At 67.2% G+C, this 20,231-nt stretch carries 22 protein-coding genes; 9 read left to right on the forward strand and 13 right to left on the reverse strand.

The annotated features are described in order from the left end of the window. Positions 1-71 precede the first annotated feature (71 nt). Positions 72-1,538, forward strand: a complete 1,467-nt coding sequence (locus tag CAL26_RS04825) for a M48 family metalloprotease (protein WP_256988050.1) — start codon at positions 72-74, stop codon at positions 1,536-1,538. A gap of 14 nt (positions 1,539-1,552) precedes the next feature. Here CAL26_RS04825 and CAL26_RS04830 read toward each other — a convergent pair whose 3' ends face one another. The 4 genes from CAL26_RS04830 to CAL26_RS04845 all read right to left on the reverse strand — a co-directional run bounded on the left by CAL26_RS04830 (position 1,553) and on the right by CAL26_RS04845 (position 4,427). Then, positions 1,553-2,650 (reverse strand): YheT family hydrolase, encoded by a 1,098-nt coding sequence (locus CAL26_RS04830; RefSeq protein WP_094845744.1) that lies wholly within the window; start codon positions 2,648-2,650, stop codon positions 1,553-1,555. A 14-nt stretch (positions 2,651-2,664) separates the two neighbouring features. Continuing rightward, positions 2,665-3,087 (reverse strand): YybH family protein, encoded by a 423-nt coding sequence (locus CAL26_RS04835; protein WP_086063607.1) that lies wholly within the window; start codon positions 3,085-3,087, stop codon positions 2,665-2,667. A 130-nt stretch (positions 3,088-3,217) separates the two neighbouring features. Further along, a complete protein-coding gene (locus CAL26_RS04840) occupies positions 3,218-3,430 on the reverse strand; it encodes a zinc-finger domain-containing protein (RefSeq protein WP_094845745.1) in 213 nt (70 codons plus the stop codon). Between the two features lie 76 nt (positions 3,431-3,506). Further along, on the reverse strand, positions 3,507-4,427 hold the full coding sequence (locus CAL26_RS04845) for a branched-chain amino acid transaminase (protein WP_094845746.1): 921 nt from the start codon (positions 4,425-4,427) through the stop codon (positions 3,507-3,509). A gap of 138 nt (positions 4,428-4,565) precedes the next feature. Between CAL26_RS04845 and CAL26_RS04850 the strand changes: the two genes are divergently transcribed. The 3 genes from CAL26_RS04850 to CAL26_RS04860 all read left to right on the forward strand — a co-directional run bounded on the left by CAL26_RS04850 (position 4,566) and on the right by CAL26_RS04860 (position 7,307). Further along, positions 4,566-5,312, forward strand: a complete 747-nt coding sequence (locus CAL26_RS04850) for an AzlC family ABC transporter permease (protein ID WP_179283250.1) — start codon at positions 4,566-4,568, stop codon at positions 5,310-5,312. Between the two features lie 8 nt (positions 5,313-5,320). Beyond that, complete coding sequence (locus tag CAL26_RS04855) at positions 5,321-5,650, forward strand: AzlD domain-containing protein (RefSeq protein ID WP_094846020.1); 330 nt, start codon at positions 5,321-5,323, stop codon at positions 5,648-5,650. Between the two features lie 163 nt (positions 5,651-5,813). Continuing rightward, entirely contained in the window at positions 5,814-7,307 is a 1,494-nt protein-coding gene (locus CAL26_RS04860) for a DEAD/DEAH box helicase (protein ID WP_094845747.1), read from the forward strand. Between the two features lie 116 nt (positions 7,308-7,423). Here the strand turns inward: CAL26_RS04860 and CAL26_RS04865 are convergent, their stop codons facing one another. After that, positions 7,424-7,804 (reverse strand): thioredoxin family protein, encoded by a 381-nt coding sequence (locus CAL26_RS04865; RefSeq protein ID WP_094845748.1) that lies wholly within the window; start codon positions 7,802-7,804, stop codon positions 7,424-7,426. Positions 7,805-7,892: 88 nt separating this feature from the next. On the opposite strand from CAL26_RS04865, the gene CAL26_RS04870 reads away from it, so the two are divergent. The 3 genes from CAL26_RS04870 to CAL26_RS04880 all read left to right on the forward strand — a co-directional run bounded on the left by CAL26_RS04870 (position 7,893) and on the right by CAL26_RS04880 (position 10,568). Next, on the forward strand, positions 7,893-8,708 hold the full coding sequence (locus tag CAL26_RS04870; RefSeq protein ID WP_094845749.1) for an EI24 domain-containing protein: 816 nt from the start codon (positions 7,893-7,895) through the stop codon (positions 8,706-8,708). After that, on the forward strand, positions 8,698-9,519 hold the full coding sequence (locus CAL26_RS04875) for a competence/damage-inducible protein A (protein WP_094845750.1): 822 nt from the start codon (positions 8,698-8,700) through the stop codon (positions 9,517-9,519). The genes CAL26_RS04870 and CAL26_RS04875 overlap by 11 nt, the downstream gene beginning before the upstream one ends. A 188-nt stretch (positions 9,520-9,707) precedes the next feature. Further along, a complete protein-coding gene (locus CAL26_RS04880) occupies positions 9,708-10,568 on the forward strand; it encodes an IclR family transcriptional regulator (RefSeq protein ID WP_094845751.1) in 861 nt (286 codons plus the stop codon). Positions 10,569-10,613: 45 nt separating this feature from the next. On the opposite strand, the gene CAL26_RS04885 is transcribed toward CAL26_RS04880, so the two are convergent. Continuing rightward, positions 10,614-11,903, reverse strand: coding sequence for an amidase (locus tag CAL26_RS04885; RefSeq protein WP_094845752.1), 1,290 nt, complete (start codon positions 11,901-11,903; stop codon positions 10,614-10,616). A gap of 6 nt (positions 11,904-11,909) precedes the next feature. Next, positions 11,910-12,893 carry a Bug family tripartite tricarboxylate transporter substrate binding protein gene (locus tag CAL26_RS04890; protein WP_094845753.1) on the reverse strand — a complete coding sequence of 328 codons (984 nt, stop codon included), beginning with the start codon at positions 12,891-12,893 and terminating at the stop codon, positions 11,910-11,912. Positions 12,894-13,098: 205 nt separating this feature from the next. Here CAL26_RS04890 and CAL26_RS04895 point away from each other — a divergent pair, with 205 nt between their 5' ends. Beyond that, positions 13,099-14,004 (forward strand): LysR family transcriptional regulator, encoded by a 906-nt coding sequence (locus CAL26_RS04895; protein WP_094845754.1) that lies wholly within the window; start codon positions 13,099-13,101, stop codon positions 14,002-14,004. A gap of 57 nt (positions 14,005-14,061) precedes the next feature. Here the strand turns inward: CAL26_RS04895 and CAL26_RS04900 are convergent, their stop codons facing one another. Further along, positions 14,062-15,039 carry a tripartite tricarboxylate transporter substrate-binding protein gene (locus tag CAL26_RS04900; RefSeq protein WP_094845755.1) on the reverse strand — a complete coding sequence of 326 codons (978 nt, stop codon included), beginning with the start codon at positions 15,037-15,039 and terminating at the stop codon, positions 14,062-14,064. Positions 15,040-15,528: 489 nt separating this feature from the next. Between CAL26_RS04900 and phaP the strand changes: the two genes are divergently transcribed. After that, positions 15,529-16,113: a TIGR01841 family phasin gene (gene phaP, locus CAL26_RS04905; RefSeq protein WP_094845756.1), complete on the forward strand. Its 585-nt coding sequence runs from the start codon at positions 15,529-15,531 to the stop codon at positions 16,111-16,113. Positions 16,114-16,378: 265 nt separating this feature from the next. Here the strand turns inward: phaP and CAL26_RS04910 are convergent, their stop codons facing one another. The 5 genes from CAL26_RS04910 to CAL26_RS04930 are packed head-to-tail and all read right to left on the reverse strand — an operon-like array spanning position 16,379 to position 20,225. Continuing rightward, on the reverse strand, positions 16,379-17,425 hold the full coding sequence (locus CAL26_RS04910) for a quinone-dependent dihydroorotate dehydrogenase (RefSeq protein ID WP_094845757.1): 1,047 nt from the start codon (positions 17,423-17,425) through the stop codon (positions 16,379-16,381). Between the two features lie 42 nt (positions 17,426-17,467). Further along, entirely contained in the window at positions 17,468-18,211 is a 744-nt protein-coding gene (locus tag CAL26_RS04915; RefSeq protein WP_094845758.1) for an arginyltransferase, read from the reverse strand. Between the two features lie 60 nt (positions 18,212-18,271). Continuing rightward, positions 18,272-19,039, reverse strand: a complete 768-nt coding sequence (gene aat / locus CAL26_RS04920) for a leucyl/phenylalanyl-tRNA--protein transferase (RefSeq protein WP_094845759.1) — start codon at positions 19,037-19,039, stop codon at positions 18,272-18,274. After that, a complete protein-coding gene (locus CAL26_RS04925; RefSeq protein WP_373454440.1) occupies positions 19,036-19,611 on the reverse strand; it encodes an NUDIX hydrolase in 576 nt (191 codons plus the stop codon). The genes aat and CAL26_RS04925 overlap by 4 nt, the downstream gene beginning before the upstream one ends. Further along, positions 19,608-20,225: a DUF2946 family protein gene (locus tag CAL26_RS04930; protein WP_094845760.1), complete on the reverse strand. Its 618-nt coding sequence runs from the start codon at positions 20,223-20,225 to the stop codon at positions 19,608-19,610. The genes CAL26_RS04925 and CAL26_RS04930 overlap by 4 nt, the downstream gene beginning before the upstream one ends. Positions 20,226-20,231: the final 6 nt, after the last annotated feature.

A 20,231-nucleotide genomic window follows, 5' to 3' on the forward strand; every position in this document is an offset into this window, starting at 1 on the left:
TTGTGCGTGGCTATGATACTCGCATGAAACGCCGTGCCCCGCGGCCCTCGTTCGGCGTAAGCAAGCCGCTCATGCTGTTGCTTTGTGCTTCATTATTGTGCGGACCGCCATCGGCCAGCCGGGCTCAGCCAGTCGGGCTACCTTCGATGGGCGCCGCGTCCGCGGACCAGCTGTCGCCGTACTCGGAACGCCAGCTGGGCAACCTGGTCATGGCCGAGGGGCGGCGCGACCCGACGTACATCAGCGACCCGGAAATCAACCAGTACCTGACCAACATGGGCCGCAAGCTGGCCACCTACGCTCCCGGCACGGTCCCCACCGTCGACCTGTTCGGCGTGCGCGATCCCGAGATCAATGCCTTCGCCCTGCCGGGCGGCTATATCGGCGTCAACAGCGGCCTGGTCGTGGCCACGCAAAGCGAATCCGAACTGGCCGCGGTGCTGGCGCACGAAATCGGCCACGTCGTGCAGCGGCACATCGCCCGCGGCATGACGCAGGGCAAGCAGACCAGCGCCATCATGCTCGCCTCGCTGGCCGCGGCGCTGTTGGCGGGCCTGGCCGGCGCCGGCGGCAACCTGGCCGTGGGCGTGGCGGCTTTCGGGCAGGCGGCCGCCATCGACCGCCAACTGGGCTTTTCCCGGGATGCCGAACGGGAGGCGGACCGCGCCGGCTTCCAGATGCTGACCAGCGCGGGCTACAACCCCAGCGGAATGTCGCACATGTTCGAGCGGCTGATGAACGCATCGCGGCTGAACGAAGGGATAGGCGGCGGCGCCTGGGCATCGACCCACCCGCTGTCCATCGACCGGATGTCGGACATCGAGAACCGCGTACGCAACCTGCCGCGCGGCAACCACGTCGACACCGCTGATTATTGGTATGTGCGCGCCAAAATGCGCGTCATCCAGGGGCAGGATACGGCGGGGCTGCGCACGTCCACCCAACAGTTCCAGGACGAAGCCCGCACGCTGACGGGCGTGCAGCAGTCGGCCGCCTATTACGGCCTGGCCCTGGGCGCCATGCGGCGCGAAGACCTGGCCGGCGCGGATCGCTACCTGAAGCAGGCGATGGCGGACGGCCGGTCATCGGCGGAACTCGACAGGCTGGCCATCGACCTGGCCAACGCGCAGAAGGATACGGCGCGCGCGCTGTCGCTGGCCGAGGCCGCGTGGAAAGCCTGGCCGGGCAGCTATGCGATCGCCATCGCCTACGTGCAGGCCCTGCAGCAGGCGGGACGCGACGGGCAGGCACAGGCTTTCCTGCGGGAGCGTATCAAGCAATGGGGAGAGGACGAGCCGGTGTTCTACCAGCTGCTGGCGCAAAGCGAGGAAAGGACCGGCGACCGGGTGCAGGCGCGGCGCGACATGGCGACCTATTACACCGCGATCGGCGCTTTCCCGGCCGCCGAGGCGCAGTTGCGCCAGGCGCGTGATCTGTCGCGCGATTTCTATGTGTCGTCGCAGATCGACGTGCAGATCAAGCAGGTCAGGGACAAGCTGGACGAGCAACGCGAACTGCTGCAACGGTTCAAGAGCTGAGAGGCCCGGCGCGGTCAGCCGCCGGTTTCGAAGAAGCGTCCCAGCCGCTGCGGCAGCCAGCCCAGGTGGGCGGGAAACGGGCCCGTGGGGAATCCCGCGTGGCCGCCGTTGGCCGGCTGGTGCAGCAGCACGTGCGGCGAGCAATCCGCCGGTCCCGGCAATGCCGGCTCGGGGAAGAAAGGATCGTTGCGCGCGTTGAGCACCAGCGTCGGCACCGCGATCGAGGCCAGCCAGGGCTTGCTGGATGCCCGCGTCCAGTAATCCAGGGCGTTGCGGAAGCCGTGCATGGGCGCGGTATAGGCATCGTCGAAATCGCGCAGGTTGCGCGCATGCGCGATGCGCATCACGTCGATGGCGCCAGGAAAGCGCCGTGCCTTTTCCAGCACCTTGTGCTTCATGGTGCGCAGGAAGTACGCGCTGTAGATGCGGCGGTTGATGAAACCGCGGCACAGGCTGTTGCCGCCGGCCACCAGGTCCAGGGGGACCGAAATGCCGGCGCACGCGGCCAGCCAATCCACCGCCTGCTGCTGTTCGCCCACGTATTTCAGCAGCGCGTTGCCCCCCAGCGATACGCCCACGGCGTGCCAGCGGGCGTGCGGCGCGCGCGCCCGGACGCTGGCCAGCATGAATCCGACTTCGTCCGAGTCGCCCGAGTAATAGGCGCGCGCCAGCCGGTTGGGCGTGCCCGAGCAGCCGCGGAAATGCGCGATGGCGACGATCCAGCCCCGCGCGCGGAAATGGTGGGCGATGGACTGCGCGTAGCGGCTCAGGCTGCCGCCTTCCAGGCCGTGGAACAGCACCAGCGCCGGGGTGCCGGGCAATTGTGGCAGCGACGCCCAATCGGCGTCGACGATCCAGCGTGCCGCCGCGCTCTTGGCCGTGACGACCGGCGGCGCCGCCGCGGGCTGGCCGTCCACGGACTTATGGGGAAACAGGCCGGGACCGGTCCAGTCGATATCGATGAAATCGCCGTCCGGCGTGTCGACGCGTTCGCGCACGAAGGCGATACGGTGATAGTGCGCCAGGGTGGCGGCGTACAGGGTCTGGCTATGCCCGTCGGGCAGCCAGCGCGGTACGGGGCAGGGGGTGGTATCCAGTCGGGCGTAGGCCAAAAGCTGTCACCCGCCTAGTGCAGCATGTCAGGGACGTCGTGCAGGTCCAGCAATCCGGCTTCCGCCGGCGCCGCGGACGCATGGTGCATGACCATGCGCCAGCCGGTCGGTCCCTTGTGGTAGATATTGGTCGCGTAGCAGCTGACGTAGCCGTCATGCGGCCCCTTGGACGAGCCGACCTGTTCGACCAGGATGTGCACCGCGCTGCCCATGCTTTGCATGATCAGCGGCCGCATCGGGCGCACGTGCAGCGGGCCCGCCGCCAGTATCGCCTGCCAGGATTCTTCCACCGCCTTGTGGCCGACGATGCGCATGCCCCCGGGGTGGATGCATACGATTTCCTCGTCGTCCGCCCAGACCTGCATCAGGCGGGTCAGGTCGGCGTGTTCCAGTGCTTCGTAGAAAGCGTCTTCGGTTTCTTGCGGCGTGGCGAACATGGGCTGGTCGGACGAAAACGAAGTGGACGAAAGGCAAGGCCGGCTCGGCCCGGGATCCTGGCGAAAACCGGCCGGGCCGACGTTCGTGGTCAGGCGCGGGCAGGCGCGCACAAGCTTGGGCAGGCGCGCGTCAGTGCCCGTGGCCGCTCAACACCGTGCCCGCCTTCAGGCGGTATTCGGCGCCGCAGTACGGGCAGCGCGTCGAACCGGTATGGGCGACATCCAGGAACACGCGCGGATGCATGCTCCACAGCGGGGCCTTGGGGTTGGGACAGTAAACGGGCAGGTCTTCGGCGCCGACCTCGATGATTTCGTGTTTGGAGGCAGTGGCGGCAGCGGTCATGGCAGGTCCTGGAACGATGGGTGCTTCGAATAGCGCAACGATAGCGGAGGAATCGATGTACGGGTAGGTGGGCGCGTCACACCTTGGTCAACCACGACTGGTACTTGGCATTGCGGCCCTGGACCATGTCGAAGAAGGCTTTCTGCAGGCGCTCGGTGACGGGGCCCCGGCGGCCGGCGCCGATGCGGCGATTGTCGACTTCGCGGATGGGCGTGACCTCGGCCGCCGTGCCGGTAAAGAAGGCTTCGTCGGCGATATAGACGTCGTCGCGGGTCAGCCGGCGGGTCAGCACCTGTATGCCCAGGTCGGCCGCCAGGGCGTGGATGGTCGAGCGCGTGATGCCCGTCAGCGCGGACGCGATCTCGGGTTCCACCAGCACGCCGTCCTTGACGATGAAGATGTTTTCGCCCGCGCCTTCCGCGACGAAGCCGTCGGTGTCCAGCAGCAGGGCTTCGTCATAGCCGTCCTGCAGCGCTTCCGAGTTGGCGATGATGGAATTCGCGTAGGTGGTGGCCACCTTGGCGCGCGGCATGGTGACGTTCACGTGTTGGCGCGAATAGGACGACACCTTGACGCGGATGCCGTTGGTCAGGGCATCTTCGCCCAGGTAGGCGCCCCAGGGCCAGGCGGCGATGGCGACGTGCACCTTGGCGCCCTTGGGCGATACGCCCATTTTTTCCGAACCGTAGAACACCAGGGGCCGCAGGTAGCAGGACTCCAGCTGGTTGGCGCGCACGACTTCGCACTGCGCGGCTTCCAGCGTTTCGGCGTCGTAGGGAATGGGGATCTGGTAGATGTGGGCGGAGTTGAACAGCCGCTTGGTGTGGTCCTGGAGACGAAAAATGGCGGTGCCGGTGTCCGTCTTGTAGGCACGGACGCCTTCGAACACGGACAGGCCGTAGTGCAGCGAATGGGTCAGCACGTGCGTGGTGGCATCGCGCCAGGGAACCATTTTGCCGTCATACCAGATGAGTCCGTCGCGGTCGGCCATCGACATGTTCGTTCTCCTTGAGTGGGCGGTATTGTATCAAGCGGACAGCTACAATATGCCCCATTGCGGTGCGCAATATGCCCCAATGTGCGCCATTTTTGTCCGCCCGCGCGGCGGCATCAACCCCCATACCCAGGTCCGCCGTTGTCGTCCGAGCCGGCAGTTTCCGATACCGAAGCGCTCGCCATCCGCCAGGAGCGGTGGCGCGCCGCCCGCCAGGGCGTGCAGGCCGTCGCGCCCACCCTGATCGCGACCGGCACATGGGGCCTGGTGACCGGCGTCGCCATGGTGAAGTCCGGCCTGACGGAGTCCATGGCGCTGATGATGTCGCTGGCCTTGTACGCGGGGTCGGCGCAGCTGACGTCGCTGCCGTTGATCGCCTCCGGTTCGCCGCTGTGGCTGATTTTCGCCGCCGGCTTCATCGTGAACCTGCGTTTCCTGATCTTCGGCGCGGCGCTGCATCCCTATTTTCGCCACCTGCCATGGCCGCGCCGTCTGGCGCTGGGCTATTTCACCACCGACATGAGCTTCGTGATGTTCGTGCCGCGCTATGGCGACGCCCGCATGCGCGGCACCCGCGAGCAGCTGTGGTTCTTCATCGGGTCGATCGCGCCCGCCTGGTTCGTCTGGCAGGGAACGTCGATCGCCGGGATCTACCTGGGCGCCCTGGTGCCCACGGCCTGGTCGCTGGATTTCGCCGCGGTCCTGGCGCTGCTGGCGATCGTGGTGCCGCTGGCCACGACGCGGCCCATGCTGGCGGCCATGGTGGCGGCGGCCGTTACCGCCTGGGTGGGGCAGGTGTTCCCGCTGCGCCTGGGGCTGGCCGCGGCCGTCGTCGCGGGGGTGGGGGCGGGCATGCTGGCGGAACGTTATGGGCGGGCGCGGACGTGAACCTCGATCTGGTCTCGGAAGATGCCTATGTGTACGCCGCCATCGCGCTGCTGACGCTGTGCAGCCTGATCACCCGCGCGGGTTACCAGGTATTCGGCGATTACCTGCCGCTGTCGGACGGCGTGCGCCGCGCCCTGCGCTATGCCCCCGCGGCGGCCCTGACCGCCATCATCGTCCCGGACCTGCTGCCGTGGAAGGCGGGCATGGGTCCGCAACTGGACATGAGACTGCTGGCCGGCGTGGCCGGCGTGCTGGTGTTCCTGCGCACCCGCAGCGCCGTGCTGGTGATCGTGGTGGGCATGCTGGTGCTGTGGGGGCTGCGCTGGCTGGCGCCCTGAAGGCCGCGCATCCGGCGCCGGATCGGGTTGTTGTGTCCCTATTAAATTAACAATGACCCTGCCGGCTGGTGCTACCTGCGTTAAAATCCAGTTATCCACAGCAATCCGGGCCTGATTCCTTCTGTTTTCGTGCTTGCACGTGGCCTCGGAATCTGCCTACTCCATGACTGAAATAAATTCTTCCGCAGCGCCTTCCACGGATGCGCCGACTCTCTCGTTTTCGGATTTCGATCTACACCCGCAACTGCTGGCGTCGATCACCGAAACGGGCTACACCACGCCGACGCCCATCCAGGCCCAGGCCATACCGGTGGTGATCGCGGGGCGCGACGTGATGGGCGCCGCCCAGACCGGCACCGGCAAGACGGCCGCGTTCACCGTGCCTATCCTGCATCGCCTGATGCCGATGGCCAACAGCAGCGCGTCGCCCGCGCGGCATCCGGTGCGCGCGCTGATCCTGACGCCCACGCGCGAGCTGGCCGACCAGGTCGCCGAAAGCGTCAAGCGCTACAGCAAGCGCACGCCGCTGCGATCCGCCGTGGTGTTCGGCGGCGTCGATATCGGTCCGCAGAAAGAAGCGCTGCGCAACGGCTGCGAAATCCTGGTCGCCACTCCCGGCCGCCTGCTGGACCACGTGGAGCAGAAGAACGTCAATCTGGGCCAGGTGGGCATACTCGTATTGGACGAAGCGGATCGCATGCTCGATATGGGCTTCCTGCCCGATCTGGAGCGCATCATCCGCCTGCTGCCCGCGCAGCGCCAGGGCCTGCTGTTTTCCGCGACGTTCAGCAACGAAATCCGGAAGATGGCGCGTTCCTATCTGAACCAGCCGGTCGAAATCGAAGTGGCGGCGCGCAATGCCACCGCCGACACGGTGACGCAAATCGCCTACGAAATGAGCAGCGAAGGCAAGCGCGCGGCGGTCGTGCATCTGGTGAAATCGCGCAACCTGAACCAGGTCATCGTGTTTTCGAACACCAAGATCGGCACGGCGCGGCTCGCGCGCCAACTGGAGCGCGACGGCGTCAAGGCGGAATCCATACACGGCGATAAAAGCCAGGCGGATCGCATGAAGGCGCTGGAAGCCTTCAAGGCGGGGCAGCTTGAAGTACTGGTCGCCACCGACGTCGCCGCGCGCGGACTGGACGTGGCGGGCGTTCCCTGCGTCATCAATTACGACCTGCCGTACAACGCTGAAGACTACGTGCACCGCATCGGCCGCACCGGCCGCGCGGGCGCTTCGGGCGAAGCCATCGCCCTGTACACGCCCAGCGAAGAACGCCTGCTGCTGGACATCGAAAAGCTCATCAAGCGGCCCGTGCCGCGCGGCCATCTGGACGTGCCGGCCGAATTGATCGCGCGCAGCCGCGGCCATGGCGACGAGGCGCGCGGCGGACGCGAATCCCGCGAATCCTCGGGACGTGGCGCCAGCGATCGCCGCTACGGCGACGCCGGTGCGCGCCAGGGCGGCTCGCGCCCATCGGGCTCGCGCCAGGGCGGTCCGCGCCAGGCGCCGGTGGACGATTTCTTCCTCAAGCCTTACGTGCCCAGCAATCCCGCACCCGAAGCCGCGCCGGAAACCGAGGCGCCCGCCGAGCGCGCCGGGGCCAAGCGCAAGGTCGCCGTGCTGTTGGGCGGCAGCCGCAAGCCTTCCTGATTTGCCACGGGCGCCATCGCCGCGCCCGCCGATGCCACGCGCCCGCCGATACATCATGTCGCCGGGCTCGCCCGGAGCGGCCCGCGGCCAGGGCCGCCAGGCCCGGCCAGCCCAGGCTAGGCTGTCAGCAACGCCCGCACGTCGGGCAAGCCCGTCGCCACCGCGGCGTTGTCGGGTCCCAGCGTATCCAGCAATCGTTCCAGGTGGCCGATGTGCGGCAGCATGGGTCCGTAGAACAGCGTCCGGCCCGCGCGCTGCACCAGCAGCGTGGGAAAGTTTTCCACTTCTTCCTCGCCCAGCAATTCCGGATGGTCTTCGATGTCGATCCAGGCAAAGGCCGCGGCCGGCGTGCGCGCGGCCAGCGCGTCGAACTTGGGGCGGTATTCCCGGCAGGTATCGCACCAGGCGGCGCAGAAGCAGGCGACCAGGTCGATGTCGGGGCGTTGAAGCAGGGCGCGCAGGGCGGCGGTATCGTTACCGGGTTCCAGGGCGGACATATGGAGCGAACATACTGGGATTGAACATACGGGGCGGCGGGACGACTATTTATTTATCATACCTTCGATGCACAACCGGACCACACTCATGCGCCCATCCCCTTATCTTTCGCTCAACGCGCCGCCCGCGTCGGCCGGTATGACAGGCGTGTGGCAAGCCTTCAGGCGCGCGGCGGTATCGCAATGCCACCCCGCCATGCTGTTCGCGGTGCTGCTGCCTTTCCTGATCGCGCTGGTGGGCGCGATGCTGCTGTTGTGGTTCTGCTGGACCCCGCTGACCGACTGGCTGCGCGACGAAGCGTCCCGCTGGAGCGTCGTCAACAACGTCGACGAATGGCTGGTGACGGTGGGCCTGTTCTCGCTGAAGGTCTATCTGGTGCCGGTGGTGGCCGCCGCCATCCTGCTGCCGGTGTCGGGAATCCTGGGCCTGGCCATCGCGGCGATATTCGTCATGCCGCTGGTGCTGCGGCATGTGGGCCAACGCGAATACGCGGCGGTCGGCAAGCAGGGCAAGTTCGGCACGGCGGTCAGCGTCTGGAATGCGTTGTGGGTGAGCCTGGCCTTCGCCCTGGGGTGGCTGTTGACGCTGCCCCTGTGGCTGGTGCCGCCCATGGCCGTTCTGCTGTCCGTATTCTGGTGGGCCTTCGCGTTCTCGCGCATGATGCGCATCGACGCCATCGTCGAGCACGCCAGCCCCGAGGAGCGCCGTATCCTGCTGCGCCGGAACAACGTGGGTTTCTGGGTCGTGGGCCTGATATGTTCGCTGATCAATCTGCTGCCGCCGGCCTGGGTCTTCCTGCCCGTGTTCTCGGCCCTGGTGTTTGCCCATTACGGCCTGGACGCCTTGCAGCGCCTGCGGCAGGAAAAGGTCATCGAAATGTCGAGGTCTACCAATGTCTCTTGATTCCACCACGCCCCGCATCGGGCTGATCATCGTCGGCGACGAAATCCTGTCCGGCCGCCGGCAGGACAAGCATTTTTCCAAAGTGATCGAGCTGCTTTCCGCGCGGGGGCTGCGCCTGGCCTGGGCCGAGATCCTGCCCGATGACCGGGATACCCTGATCGCCGCCTATCGCCGCAGTTTCGCCAGCGGCGACATCGTGTTTTCCTGCGGCGGGATAGGCGCCACGCCCGACGACCACACGCGCCAGGCCGCCGCCGCGGCCCTGGATCTGCCCCTGGCGCTGCATCCGGACGCGGAACGGGAAATCACCCTGCGTTGCGCCGAGATGGCCCAGAAGGGGCAGGGCTCCGCGGACATGAGCACGCCGGAAAACCAGCGCCGGCTGGAGATGGGACGGTTCCCGCAAGGCTGCGAGGTGGTGCCCAATCCCTATAACCGCATCCCCGGCTTTTTCGTTCGCGACCATACTTTCGTACCGGGCTTTCCCGTCATGGCCTGGCCCATGCTGGAGTGGACACTGGATACGCGCTACCGCCACTTGCAGCACCGGACCGCGCATGCGGAACACGCCTTCCTGGTGTACGGCTTGCCGGAATCGCGCATCTCGCCGGTCATGGAGGAAATCGAGTCGCGGTGGCCCCAGGTCAAGGCCTTCAGCCTGCCCAGCGTGGGCGAAGACGGCAAGTCGCCGCACATCGATCTGGGCGTCAAGGGCGAGCCCGCCGCCGCGGCGGAAGCGATGAATTACCTGCGCGCGGAAGTCGAAAGGCTGGGCGGGCGCTTGACGCCTCCCACCCAGGCCGCTGCCTGATTCCGTGCGCCGGGCGGCAGGGCGGCGGGCGGTCATGGAGGGGCCCGGGCCTGGCCCGCGCGCCCGGGGCCGGGACGGTCCAGGTTGCCAAACGCACCTACGTATTTCACAATACGGGAAATAACGAATTATTTCGGCGCCGCTTTACCCCACGCTCCGGTGGGGCGCTGGACCGGCGCATAGAGCATATGACCCGCCCCTCTACTTACGGCAACACCGGCCAGCAAGCTGGCGATGGCCACACGACCATTGCCATCCAGGTCATCGAGCGCGCCATGCGCCTGCTCGACGCGCTGGCCGCCCAGCCGGAGCCCGTCACGCTGAAGGAGCTGGCGGCCACGACCGGGCTGCATGCATCCACGGCGCATCGGATCCTGAACGATCTGGTCGTGGGCCGCTACGTCGAGCGCGTGGACAACGGCGTCTATCAGCTGGGCATGCGCCTGCTGGAACTGGGTTCGCTGGTGAAGGGGCGGCTGAACGTCCGCGACGCCGCCAAGGCGCCCATGCATGACCTGCACGAAATGACGGGGCAGACCATCAACCTGTCGGTACAGCAGGGCGACGAAATCGTCTACATCGACCGGGCCTGGAGCGAACGGTCCGGCATGCAGGTGGTGCGCGCGATCGGCGGCCGCGCGCCGCTGCATCTGACGTCCACGGGCAAGCTCTTCCTGTCCATGGCCGAACCGCGCCAGGTCCGCGCCTACGCGTCGCGCACCGGGCTGGCCGGCCATACGGGCAACAGCCTGACCCAGCTGGATCTGCTGGAGCAGGAGCTCTCCACCGTGCGCAGGCACGGCTACGCACGCGACAACGAAGAGCTCGAAGTCGGCGTGCGCTGCATCGCGGCCGGCATTCATGACGACAGCGGCAAGCTGGTGGCCGGGCTGTCGATCTCCGCGCCGGCCGAGCGCATGCAGGACGAGTGGGTCACGCGGCTGAAAGAGACCGCCGCGCGGATTTCCGCGTCGCTGGGTTATGACATCCGCGCGGTCGGCACAGGGTTCGGACAACTTGCTACCGCGGAAAACGGCGAAGCCCGTTAAAGCGCGTCAACCAAACGCATCAATCAAGCGCATCAGCCAAGCGCATCAATCGTCGATGCGCGCACCCCGCGTCGCGGCATGCTCGGCGATCCGCAGCAACGCTTCGTCTTCTCCATGGCGGCCCACCAACTGTACGCCCAGGGGCAGGCCACCGGGCCCGCGCGCAACCGGCAGGGCGACCGTGGGCAGATGCAGCAGGGTCCACAGCGCGCCGTAGCGCGGCGAGCCGGAGTTTTCCAGCCCTGCCTCTGCTTCTCCGTCGGTGGCTGGATAGACCAGGGCATCGACACCGTCGAACAGCGATTCGGCGCGGCATCGGCCCAGCGCCGCGCGCCGCTGCATGGCCACATAGGAAGGCAAATCGATGTCCTCGCCGCCCGCCATGCGCGCGGTGAGTCGTGCGCTGAGCCTGGCACCGTCCGTGCGGCGCTCGTGGGCGAGGGCGTGGCGTGCGTCATAGGCCACCAGACGGCCCTGGTCCTCGATCAGCGCTTCGAACTCCGCGGGCAGCGACCGCTCGCTGATCGCATAGCCCGCGGAGGCCAACCGGGCGACCCAGGACTGCAATGCCTGGACCGCATGCGGGCTGGCGTGCCGCCACTGCGATGACAGGCAGATGCCGAGCCGGTAGCGGCTATCCTCGGGTGCCGATTCGAAGCGCCGGCCATGGATGCCCAGCACGGTGGCCGCGGCATCGCCGACATCCCGCGCCAGCACGCCGACGGTATCCTGCAAGGGGCTGAGCAGCCCCACGCCGGCCGTCGATACCAGGCCGAAACTGGGCTTGTAGCCGACCACGCCGCAGTAGATGGCGGGGCGCGTGATGGAGCCGGTGGTCTGGGTGCCCCAGGCGACCATCGCCATGCCGTCCGCCACCGCGGCCGCCGAGCCGCTCGAAGAGCCGCCCGGCGTATGCCCCAGATTCAGGGGGTTGCGCGTCGGGCCGGGCGTCTGCGTGGCGAACTCGCTGGTCACGACCTTGCCCATGAGAACGCCGCCCTGCTCGAGGGACAGGGCCACACAGGCCGCGTCGCGGCCGGGACGGTGGCCGGCATAGATGGCCGAGCCATAGGTCGTCGCGTAGTCGGCGCTCTGGATAATGTCCTTGACGGCGAAGGGAATGCCGCGCAGCAGTCCGTGCCGGCGGCCCGCATCGATCTCGTCGGCCTGTGCGCGCACGCGCGCCGGATCGCAGGCGGCATAGGCTTGAACCTCGCCATCGCGCGCCGCTATCCGGGCCAGGCACATTTCGGCCAGATCCCGCGCGCGGAGTTCGCCAGCCTCGATCCGGCGCAATGCTTCCGCGATGCCGAGCAATGCATTCGATCGTTCCATCTTCTACTACTCGAGGCGGATGTTGGCGTCCTTGATGACCTTGGCCCATTTGTCGTGCTCGGCCTGCACGAAACGCGCGAAGTCCTGCTGGCTGCCCGAATTCGGTTCCGCGCCCTGTCGACGGATCTGCTCCGCAGTCGCCGGCGCGGCCAGCACCTTCGCGGTCTCGTCATGCAGGCGGGCCACGATCCCGGCGGGCATCCTGGCCGGCCCGAACAACGCGAACCAGCCATCCACGGCGTAACCCGGCAGGCCCGCCTCCGCGATGGTCGGCACGTTCGGCAGCAGCGGCGAGCGCTGCGTGGACGTCACGCCCAGCGCGACCAGCTTGCCGGCCTGGATATGGGGCAGGCAGACGGGCAGGTTGCAGAACATCACCTGGACGCGGTTGCTCATCAGGTCGGGCAGGGGCTCGCTGCCTCCCTTGTAGGGGATGTGCACCATATCGGTCCCGGACATGCTTTTGAACAGTTCGGCCGAGAGATGCTGGCTGCCGCCGGCGCCGCCGGACGCATAGCTGTAGTTGTTCGTCTTCAGCTCGTCGATGAGCGCCGCCACGCTGCGCGCCTTCACCTGGGGATTGACGACGAGCACGTTCGTGACCGACGCGACGTTCGCGATGGGGACGAAGTCCTTCATCGGGTCGAACTTCAGGTTCGAATACAGGCTGGGATTGATGGCGTTCGTGCTGGCCGCACCCATCAGCAGCGTATAGCCGTCGGGCGCGCTCTCCGCCACATAGCCGGCGCCGATGTTGCCGCCCGCGCCCGCCTTGTTCTCCACGACCACGGTTTGTCCCAGGCGTTCGGCCAGGCCGGTCGCGACGATGCGCGCCAACTGGTCCGTCACGCTGCCGGGACCGAACGGCACGATCAGTCGAATGGGCTTGGCGGGATAAGCCCCAGCCTGGGCATGGACCGCCGGCGTGGCGGCCATCGCCAGCGTCAGGCCGGCGGCGAGTGCCGCCAGGCGGCGTTTGCGGATAAACATATCTTCCCCTTCATGCGTGGTTCATCGGCGGGCGCTGTGCGCCCTGGCTTTCCGGCATGGTAGGAAAGGGCGGTCCATATATCCAATATAAAATTCCGCGGTCGTTGATACGATAATCGTCTCAATTGGGTGGACTACGGGTGGACTGCGGGGTGGACCGTGCCGCCGGGCGCCGGTCTCCCTTGCCCCATGAACCGGAGATCCCATGGCGCTCTTTTCCCGTCAGATGATTGCCTTCATGGCGGTAGCCGAAGAGCTGCATTTCGGCCGGGCGGCGCAACGCCTGCATGTCAGCCAGCCGCCCTTGAGCCAGCAGGTCCGCCTGTTCGAGGAACGGGTCGGGGTGCCGCTGATCGAGCGCTCCACGCGCACCGTCAGGCTGACGGCGGCCGGTCTTGCGTTGCGCAACGCCTTGCAGCGCCTGATGGACGATGGCGACGCCGCGCTCACCGCTGCCCGGCGCGTGGCCATCGGCGAGTCCGGCCTGCTGCGCATCGGTTTCACGCCCACGGCCGCCTATCGTCTGGTGCCCGCCGCGGTCGGCACGTATCGCCAGCAGTACCCGGGTGTGCACCTTTCCATGATCGAGGCCGATACCGCCCACCTGCTTGCCTTGCTGCGCCACGACAGGCTGGACATCGCGGTGACCCGTCGCCACGAAAGCATCGCGGATGGCGACCTGCATATGGAGCCCGTCGATACCGAACCCTTGGTCGTGGCGGTGCCCGCGCACCATCCCCTGGCCGCGCGGGACGAGATCGACATCGGCGAGCTGGCGGATATGCCGCTGGTAGGCTTCGTGCGCGCGAAATCGGAGTATTTCCATGCGCTGCTGAACGAGTTGTTCAGGGCGAACGGCGTTGCGCCGGACATCGTCATGGAAAGCCTGCTGCCGACCTTGCTGACGCCAGTGGCGGCCGGCGTGGGCGTGGCGGTCGTGCCGGCGTCGATCGCCGAGCTACGCCCTCGCGGCGTCAGATACCTGCCGCTCAAGGCCAAGGTCCTGCCAGCTTCTACCCTGTACGTCGCCTATCGGAAGGACGGCATCAATCCAGCCGTGCCGCAGTTGCGGGCGGCTTTGGTCGATGCGGGAGTCGTGGCGCGGCCATGAATTGGCCGGCCTGCGTGCATCCCGGAAGGCCGGGATGCACGGGGGGCGCCGTGGTTCTTATTGTTTTTCGACCTTGGCTTTCTTGAACAGCTCGGCCCATTGGGGCACCTGCTGCTTGACCTTGGCGTCCAGGGCCTGCGGATTGGCGTCATCGACCAGTACGGTGGCGCCCAGCGTCTGCATGCGTTCCTGGAACTTGGGATCCTTCACGCCGGCCTGCAGGGCCCTGACCAGCTTGTCGACGACAGGCTTGGGCGTGCCCTTGGCGACCCACATGCCGTGCCAGATGCCGACTTCGAAGCCTTTGTAGCCCGATTCGTCCATCGTCGGCAGGTCCGGCAGCGTCGCCACGCGCTTCAGGCTGGTGACGGCATAGGCCTTGACCTTCTTGGCATTGATCTGCTGGGTGGTATTGGTGGTCTGGTCGCACAGCATGTCCACCTGCTTGCCCAGCAGGTCGTTCATGGCGGGCGCGGTGCCCTTGTACGGAACGGTCAGCAGCTGCACGCCGAAGGCTTCGTTCAGCATGGTGCTGCACAGATGGCTGGCGGCGCCGATGCCGGCATTGGCCAGCGTGATCTTGTCCGAATTCTTTTTGACGTATTCGGCCAGTTCCTTGATGTTGTTGGGCGGGAAGTTGTCGCGCGCCAGGATCGTCATGGGCACGTCGACCACCAGGCCGATGGGCTCGAAGCTCTTGTAGGGGTCGTAGCCGGGGTCCTTGTACAGCGATGGCGCCGTCGAGAATCCCACGTGCATCAGCAGCACGGTATAGCCGTCGGCGGGCGCGCGGGCCGCGAATGTCGTGCCTATCGTGCCGCCGGCGCCGCCCTTGTTTTCCACGATGACCGATTGGCCCAGCGACGGCCGCATGGCTTCGGCCAGCGATCGCGCGACGTTGTCGGTCGGCCCGCCGGCGGCGAACGGGACCACCATATTGATGACGTGGTCCGGATACTCGGCGTGCGCGGCGCCTGCCGCGGACAAGGTGACGGCCGTGAGGACAGCGGCCAGCCGACGGGAAGGGAAGGGCATGTTGTCTCCTGGATTTGCGGATGCATTATGGTCATGAGCGCCTGCTGGACTACCCGCCGGGGGGACCCCGCCGAGGCTCACTCTGAGAACCAGTCTAGGGAATAACGAGGGACGCGTCACCCTAGTTGTTTCCCCATGTTGCGTCTGCTCCACGCAATCTCTATCTTTCGGTCCGAGTATTGAAGGCGTTATGTTCCCACCCCATATTTCCAGGGGTGCGCGGCTGGGTTTGGGGTGGTATTGGGCTGGTTCTGCTTGCCCGGATTTGGCCTCGCCCCGGCGATTTGTTTTTCTTTGTTGCGGCGCACCAAAAGTGCTTGACATCGTTTCCGAGCTATCTACAATGTGAATTGTGCAGTGCAACAACGGCTCGGGATTGGTGGTAGGCCGCGAGCCGGAGGCGTCTCCAGCAGTACGGGACCCTCTGCTGTCTTCCGCTTCCCATGTCAATTCCGCCCCCCGTGCAGGGGCACTAGAGGAGATCCCCTAATGAGCGCTATTCCGCAACAAGTTTTCGCCCGCCAGAAAGCCGGCATCAACACCCTGATCGCCACGCAGTCGGCGCTGTTCTCGGGTTTCGAAAAGCTGATCGACCTGAACCTGAAGGTCATCAAGGCCACCATGGATGAAGTCGCCCTGCGTTCGCAGCAGGCCTCCGATGTGAAGGATCCCCAGGAAGCCCTGGCGTTCTCCACCGGCCTGGTGCAGCCCAGCGCGGAAAAGGCCCTGGCCTACGGCAAGCACGTGTATGACATCGTGGCCGGCGTGCAAGGCGAGCTCGTCAAGCTCGGCGAGGAACATATCGCCGACAACCAGGCGCAGCTGTCCGAAGCCATCGACCAGATGGCCAAGAATGCCCCCACCGGCACCGAAGGCGCCGTGGCCCTGATCAAGTCGTCGCTGGCCACCGCGACCAGCGCGTATGACTCGATGACCAAGGCCGCCAAGCAGGCCGCCGAAGTCGCCGAATCGAACCTGAATGCCGCCGCCAATGCGACCTTCAAAGCTGCGTCGGATGCCGCCGATGCCGCCAACAAGGTCGCCACGCCGCGCAGCCGCCGCGCCGCCGCCTGAGATCGTTCACAGGTAGCACGCGCCGCCCTGCGGCGTCATCGAAGTAAGCCAGTTTGAGCAGAGCTGGAGCTGGGCCGCCCGATGGGCGGCCCTTTTTTTGCCGCCGGGCCGCCCCAAGGCAAAAAGCCCCCTTGGGGGGCAGCAAGCCGATTTATCGGCGCGGCGTGGGGGCTGTTTTTGCCGCCGGGCCGCCCCAAGGCAAAAAGCCCCCTTGGGGGGCAGCAAGCCGATTTATCGGCGCGGCGTGGGGGCCGTTTTCCGTCGTTCAGGCGCGCCTGGACACCGCGGCCACGCATTCGCGGACCAGCTCCGGGCCGCGATAGATCAGGCCGGTGTACAACTGCACCGCGTCCGCCCCGGCCGCCATTTTTTCCGCCGCCTGGCGGCCGCTGTGGATGCCGCCCACGCCGATGATGGACAGGCTGGATCCCAGGCGTTGCTTGAGGCGGGCGATCACTGCCAGGCAGAGTTCGTGCACCGGCGGGCCCGACAGGCCGCCCGCTTCGTCGGCATGAGGCAGGCCGGCCACGGCGGTGCGCGACAGGGTGGTATTGCTGGCGATCACGCCGTCCACGCCATAGCGGGTCAGGATGTCGGCGATCGCATCGACCTGTTCCGGCGTCAGGTCGGGCGCGATCTTGACGGCCAGCGGCACGTCGCGGCCATGCGTATCGGCCAGTTCCTTGCGCGTGTCGCGCAAGCGGCTCAGCAGGTCGCTGAGTTCGTCGCCGCCTTGCAGGGAACGCAGGTTCTGCGTGTTGGGCGACGAGATGTTCACCGTCACGTAGTCGGCGTGCGGAAACACGCCGCGCAGCCCCTTCAGGTAGTCATCCGCGGCCTGGGCGATGGGCGTGTCGGCGTTCTTGCCGATGTTCAAGCCCAGGATGCCGCCGCGCGCGCGCCACTGGCTGCGTTGCACGTTGGCGATGAAGGCATCCAGGCCGAGGTTGTTGAAGCCCAGCCGGTTGATCAGCGCATTTGCCTTGGGCAGCCGGAACAGCCTGGGCTTGGGGTTGCCCGGCTGCGGCCGCGGCGTTACCGTGCCGACCTCGACGAAGCCGAAGCCCAGGTTGCCCAGCGCATCGATATAGGCGCCGTTCTTGTCCAGCCCGGCCGCCAGGCCCACGGCGTTCGGCACGCGCAGGCCCATCAGCGTCACCGGCGCCAGCGGCGCGGCGTGCAACAGCGAACGGGTCAGTCCGCATTCATAGGCGCGCTGCAGGCTTTTCAGCGTGACGTCGTGCGCGGTTTCGGCGTCCATGGCGAACAAGGCCTGGCGCGCGATCGGATAGGCGTGGAACAGGATAGACATGGGGCGGCATTGTAGAGCCAACCGCCGGCGGCGGGGAACGTATCAGCGCGGCCCGTCTTCGTGCGCGGGCGGACTCTGCCAGAGACCGTCGATCAGCAGCTGCGAAGGGCGGAAACCCGCCTTGTACGCCATCTTGCGGCTGGCGGCGATCCAGTAGCCCAGGTACAGCCAGGGCAGGTCCAGTACGCGGCACTGGTCGATCTGCCACAGGATGCTGTAGGTGCCCAGGCTGCCGGGATGATCGGGATCGTAGAAGGTGTAGACCGACGACAGGCCTTCGTCCAGCACGTCGATGATGGACACCATCGCCAGTGTGCCGTCCGGGTCGCGAAACTCCACCAGCCGGGTGTTCACGCGGCTGGTCAGCAGGAATTGCGCGTACTGCGTGCGGCTGTCCTCATCCATGCCGCCGCCGGGGTGGCGGCCCTGCTGGTAGCGGGTGTAGAGCTCGTAGTGTTCCGGCGACCACGCCAGCTCGGCCACGAAGGGGCGCAGGTCGGCGTGGCGCTTCCATGCCCGGCGCTGGGTGCGGCTGGGCGTGAACCCCTTGGCGTCCACGCGCACGGGGATACAGGCCTGGCAGCCATCGCAGTGCGGCCGATAGGTGAACAGGCCGCTGCGGCGGAAACCCTGCTCCACCAACTGCGAATAGGTGCCGGCATGGATCAGGTGGCCCGGCGCGGCCACTTGCGAGCGCGCCTGGCGCCCCGGCAGGTAGCTGCAGGGGTAGGGGGCCGTGGCATAGAACTGCAGGGTAGAAAAAGGGAGTTCTTTTAGCTGGCTCATGCGCGGCCGCCAGCCGGTGTGAGGCCCGGTGGCGGTTTGGACATGATAACGCCAGTCGCGCTAGCACGCGCCATCGGTTTCCGCCGCCGGCAGGGGCAGCAGCCGGCCTTGCGTATCCAGCCGGCCGGGGCGCCAGGGCGGCGCGGGCCGCGCCACCAGTTCCGCCACCCGGGCGACGAACTGGGCCCGCGGCAGCGGCCGCGCGCCCAGGCTGGCCAGGTGGCGGGTCTGCTGCTGGCAGTCTATCCAGGGCACGCCGTGGCTGGACAGGAAGCGCACCAGGTGCGCCAGCGCGATCTTGGAGCCGTCCGTCACGCGCGTGAACATCGATTCGCCGAAGAACATCGCGCCCAGGCTGATGCCGTACAGTCCGGCGCTCAGCTCGCCGTCGACCCAGGTCTCGACGCTGTGCGCGGCGCCGGCGCGGTGCCAGTCGGTGTAGACCTCGCGCATCTCGCGCGTGATCCAGGTGCCGGACAGGTGGTCGCGCGGCGCGGCGCAGGCTTCCAGCACCTGCTCGAAGGCGGTGTCCACGCGCACCTGGACGCAAGGGTGGGCTTGCTGTTCATCGCGCGCCAGGCGGCGCAGCAGCTTGGCCATCGAGTGCGAGACGACGAAGTCTTCGCAGGCCAGCACCATGCGCGGATTCGGCGACCACCACAGCACCGGTTCGCCGGCCGAATACCACGGGAAGATCCCGCGCGAATAGGCTTCCGTCAGCCGCTCGACGGACAGGTCGGCGCCGGCCGCGAGCAGCCCGTCGGGCTCGCTCATCGCGCACTCGACCGGCGGCAGCGGCGTGTCGGGATCGACCCAGGGAAGCTTCAATGATGTTCGAGCGAGTAGCGGTGGGTGGCGAAGACGCCCCGCCGGCGATCGTCCAGGTAGTGCCGCAGCGTCGTGACGACGGTGCGGAACGACAGGTCGTCCCAGGGGATGTCCGCTTCGTCGTAGTAGCGCGCTTCCAGGCTTTCGGGGCCGGGATCGAGCTCCGGCCCCAGGGCGCGGGCCAGGTAGTAGATGTGCACCTGATCCACCTGCGGCACGTCGATGACGGTGAAGAGCTGGCCCAATTCCACGCGGGCGCCGGACTCTTCCAGCGTTTCGCGGGCGGCGCCCTGCGCCGACGTTTCGCTCAGCTCCATGAAGCCGGCGGGCAGCGTCCAGGTGTCGTAGCGGGGCTCGATGGCGCGGCGGCACAGCAGGATGCGGTTTTCCCATACCGGCACGGTGCCCACCACGACGCGCGGATTCTGGTAGTGGATGGCGCCGCAGTGGTCGCAGATGTCGCGTTCGCGATTGTCGCCGTCGGGCACGCGCCGATCGACCGGCGATCCGCACTGGCTGCAGAACTTGGCCCGACGCGGCGCCGGGAAATAGTGTGGGGGCTGTTCGCTCATGATGCCGATTCTACCGGCTTGGCCGGGACGCCGGGGTTGCCCACGAAGCCCAGTTCGCGCGGCAGGCTGACGCGCGGGACCCGGGTCAGGGGGACGCAGGCTTTCGATGCCGGATGGCATACCCGCAGCACGGCGCCTTCCTCCAGGGTGGCCGCGGCTTCCAGCGCGTCGCCGCCGTCTTCCAACCGCATGGCGTCCATCAGGACGGCGACGTCCCGTCCCGCCACCATGCCCGGGCCCAGGTCGGTCCGCGCATATAGCTGGTGCGCATCGTCCAGATACCAGGCGGCGACGTCGCCCACGGACTGGCCGGTATGGGTTTCCAAGACCGAGGCATCCGCGCCGGTGCGCAGGATATAGGGCGCCGCGTCCAGGCGGACGTAGACGCGCTGCGGTCCGTTCTGGAAGAACCAGCGGCCCTGGTCGTCGTGGCCGTAGTTGCGATCCATGAAGGCCAGGATGGCCGTGTTGGCGATGGACACGCCCGGCCCGCCCTGGGCGGCATCGCCCTGCGGATGCAGCTTCCAGCGGCCCTGGGCGTCCAGCGACAGCCAGCCCGCCACGGCGGGGACGTCGGGCCAGCGGGCGATGGCTTCCAGCACTGATGGGTCCATGGGGTC

The sequence above is a fragment of the Bordetella genomosp. 9 genome (genome assembly GCF_002261425.1).
Lineage (GTDB): Bacteria > Pseudomonadota > Gammaproteobacteria > Burkholderiales > Burkholderiaceae_B > Bordetella_C.